Source organism: Cellulophaga baltica, from assembly GCF_018861125.1.
Taxonomy (GTDB): Bacteria; Bacteroidota; Bacteroidia; order Flavobacteriales; family Flavobacteriaceae; genus Cellulophaga; species Cellulophaga baltica_A.
Map to the genome: position 1 here is coordinate 1 of NZ_JAHKQN010000022.1, position 3,669 is coordinate 3,669.

The 3,669-nt window shown below is 29.2% G+C and carries 4 protein-coding genes; 3 read left to right on the forward strand and 1 reads right to left on the reverse strand.

Annotated elements, in window-relative coordinates; genetic code table 11:
• The first annotated feature begins 347 nt into the window (after positions 1–347).
• From KO500_RS12390 to KO500_RS12400, 3 genes are all read left to right on the forward strand, one after another.
• Entirely contained in the window at positions 348–1,262 is a 915-nt protein-coding gene (locus tag KO500_RS12390; RefSeq protein ID WP_215956868.1) for a hypothetical protein, read from the forward strand.
• A gap of 218 nt (positions 1,263–1,480) precedes the next feature.
• On the forward strand, positions 1,481–2,050 hold the full coding sequence (locus tag KO500_RS12395; RefSeq protein ID WP_215956869.1) for a Crp/Fnr family transcriptional regulator: 570 nt from the start codon (positions 1,481–1,483) through the stop codon (positions 2,048–2,050).
• A 61-nt stretch (positions 2,051–2,111) separates the two neighbouring features.
• The gene (locus KO500_RS12400) at positions 2,112–3,125 is read left to right on the forward strand and encodes an NAD-dependent epimerase/dehydratase family protein (RefSeq protein ID WP_215956870.1); all 1,014 of its coding nucleotides are present in this window, start codon (positions 2,112–2,114) and stop codon (positions 3,123–3,125) included.
• A gap of 110 nt (positions 3,126–3,235) precedes the next feature.
• Here KO500_RS12400 and KO500_RS12405 read toward each other — a convergent pair.
• A partial coding sequence (locus KO500_RS12405) for a transposase (RefSeq protein WP_215956871.1) occupies positions 3,236–3,669 on the reverse strand: 434 nt, incomplete at its 5' end.

Here is a 3,669-nt window from a genome sequence, read left to right on the forward strand (position 1 = left end):
TAAAGGAACTGAACGTGATAAAGAGTAGTAAAGAGAGAGGATTATCAATGTTGTCGAAGTCTTCAGCTTCACCGTATAAAGTAACCTTAATTCTCTCTTTTATTCTTTCTGATTTATAATTAAATTTAATAGAAATCAAACTTAAGATGTATAAAAAACATAGGGCGAATAGTTCTTAAACAAAGGCTTGGGCATATTTGCAAAGTCGCCAAATCTTTTGATTTGGCTTTTAAAAAAATAAGGTAAAAACAAAATGCAAAAGATTCGGCTTGTGGCTAAACGGAAAGAACAACGCTTACCACCAGCCCTACTTTTCTTATACGCACCGTTGGCAGTAATTAAAAAATATGCAAGAAATTTCACTAATAGAGTTACTAAGTTATTCTATAGAAAGTAATAGAATAAAATCATTCATAGAAAAATATAAATTGAATGGTGAAATTAGAATCCAAAAAAATGCAGGCGGATATATTTATCAAGCAGACACTTGGGAAGAAGGAGATGAAATATCATTAACTTTTGTAGGTAATAAAATGTTTTCACATAATTATGGTAGTCCTATCAATGTTTCTGATAGTTCTAGTGATGAATTAATTATAAGTGAAATTACAGTTGACAATAATTTTTCAATAAAAAAAGAAAAATCACCTATCGAACTACCATTTTCTCTTGAATTAGGTGATGACAAGGATTTAATTTTCGAAAAACTTAAAAAGAAACCTTACGACAAAAGTAATTCCACTTATGGGCATTCTTGGTGGTTCAAATTTGATGACTTTAGAATTTTAACGGCTTTAAATGATAAATATGAATTGATATGGTTAAGAGTTATGAAGCTTGATAAATATGAAATTGAAAAGGAGATTCTCAAGAAAAAATTAAAGCAACAAAATAAAAATATAAAATTAGAAAACATTGCCAATATTTCAAATTTCAAAAATAAGCTTCCTACAATTGAATGGGAAAAACGAAGACTTGAGGGTGATGAGATTTTTACTCATAAATCAATTGAGATAATTGAAAAATTATTAATTGAATACATCAATAAAATCATTGATTTAACTAATAAAAAAAACGCTACAACTATTTTTAATTCAGTAAAAAAAATCACTTTAAATATCAATAAAATTAATGATAGGTTGAACATTATTGACACATTGGAAAGAGAAGAAATTTGTGATTTTATAAATCAAATTGTTAGAGAGACAGGATTAGAAATTGACTCTGAAATTGATTTAACTGAAGACTGGAGGGAATGGTAAAACTACTGCCAACAGGGTATAAAAAACATAGGGCGTTTGTGCTAAACCGAAAGGTATGTGAATATTTACAAAGTCCGCTAAATATAAAATTTGGCCTTTATATTAGAAAAGATAAAAGCAAAATATTTATATTTAGCTAAGTAATAAACCTAAACGATAGTGCTTATCTCTTGCCCTACGTTTCTTATACTAAACGTTATATACCATTACAAAGCAAAATGGAAAATCTAATTAATTACATACAATCGAGAGTTACTTTAACTCAAAATGATATTGATTTAATCAAAAAGCATTTCGTTTATGAAGAAATACCAGCTCAAACTAATCTTTTAAAAGCAGGAAAAGTTGAGCGATATATTTATTTTTTAGATACAGGAATTGTAAAAGGATATCAAAACTCTGACGGAAAGATTGTCGTACAGCATCTTGTATCGGGACAAGATTTTTTCACCTCTTTAGATAGTTTTATGACAGAAACACCGTCATTAGATTATTATGAAACTATCACAGAGTCTAGAGTTCTAAAAATATCAAAACCTGATTTTGATATTTTACAAAAAGAAACAAAATTTTGGGCAATATTTGTCAAAGAAGTAACCAACGAACATTTAGGTTGCAAATTAGAACGTGTTAAAGATTTTCAAATTTTAACAGCAAAAGAACGTTATCTAAAATTTGTGAATCAGTATCCAAAATTAGCTTTAAATGTATCTATTGACAATATCGCTTCATTTTTAGGAATGGAACCTCAATCTTTAAGTCGCATTAGAAAACAAATCGCTTTCTAACAAATGTTATTTCTAACCTCTATAAAGGTATCGAAATTTGCTCAAACAAAATTTAAAAATTATGAGCAACGAAATTTCATTAATAACTGGCGGAAACGGACATTTAGGAAACAACCTAATTAGACTTTTACTTTCCGATAACCAAAAAGTAAGAACAACTGTAAGGAACATTAATAACACGGAACCTTTTAAAAGGTTAGACTGTGAAGTTGTTCAAGCTGATATTACCGACAGAGAATCTCTAAAAAAAGCATTTCAAGGAGTTACAAACTTATATGCAGTGGCTGCTAATTTTAGTATGTGGGCTAAAAACCCTAAAACTGAAATTTATGATAATAATATGCAAGGAACACAAAATGTGTTTGACATTGCTAAAGAATGTGGCATCAAAAATATCGTTTATGTAAGTTCAGTAGCTAGTTTGGATTTTACAAAATTACCAGCTAATGTGGACAATGGATATAACAAAGACAGACGAAACTGGTATTACAATTCTAAAAATGATTCAGATAAACTAGCATTAGAATTGGGTGAAAAATATGGTATTAGGACTGTTCTTGTTTTACCTTCTGCTATGATTGGTGACAAAGCTTATAAATTAAGTTATTCTAACAACCTTGTATTACAAGTTTTAAATGGAGAAATACCTGTAGACACCAATGTAACTTTAAATTGGGTGGATGTAAAAGATGTAGCTTCTGGTCTATATAATGCTATGCAGAAAGGCAGAAATGGAGAACGTTATATTTTATCGAACGAGCAACACACTACGCTACAAGAAACAGTAAAAATAGCATCAGAATTATACCCTGAATTAAAATTAAAAATGCCTAAAAAAGCACCAAAATGTTTGTTGTACTCTGTTGCTGGTCTAATGGAATTTAGCAGTAAACTTACAGGTAAAGAGCCTTTATTACAAAGACATTACTTGGATATGTTTTATGGATTAAAACAAGATTATGATATTAGTAAATCAAGAAAAGAATTAGATTTTAATCCTAAACCTTCAAGAAAAGCTTTAGAAGATGCTTTAAAATATTTGAAAACTGATTGGAAAAAAGAAAACAGTATATAACAAAGAACTGAGGTGAAAAACAAACAAAATCTTCGTTAAATTTAGATACTATTATTCTAGGCTTAAACTTTAGTTTAAGCTTTTTTTATGCTTGTTTTTTTATTTAAATTTTACTTAAGCTTTAAAACAGAAACATAGGTTTCATCATAAGGCATTCCTGATTTTGCAATAGCAAAACACTGTTTTAATAACTTATTAGCTACTGCTATTAAAGCTAGTTTTTTACTTTTTCCTTTATTTATTATCCGATGATATAGTTCTCTGCAAGCTTTGTTGTGTTTACAAGCATTAAAAGCACATAAAAACAAAAGATTCCGAAGCTTTCGATTACCTATTTTACTTATTCTAGCACGGCCTCTAACACTACTGCCAGATTCTCTAATTGTCGGTGTGATTCCTACATAACTACAGAGTTGTGATGCAGTCTCAAACTTATCAAAACCATCGGTAACTACAATTAAAAACAAAGCTGTTTTAAGTCCTATTCCTGGGATGCTTTGTAACAAGGTTAGTTGTTCTTGTTGGTCTTGTTTAACTAAAGAAA

Excerpts from the sequence above, each read along its gene's own strand:
- KO500_RS12395 (WP_215956869.1), top strand. The coding sequence starts at position 1,481 with ATGGAAAATCTAATTAATTACATACAATCGAGAGTTACTTTAACTCAA.
- KO500_RS12400 (WP_215956870.1), top strand. The coding sequence starts at position 2,112 with ATGAGCAACGAAATTTCATTAATAACTGGCGGAAACGGACATTTAGGA.
- KO500_RS12390 (WP_215956868.1), top strand. The coding sequence starts at position 348 with ATGCAAGAAATTTCACTAATAGAGTTACTAAGTTATTCTATAGAAAGT.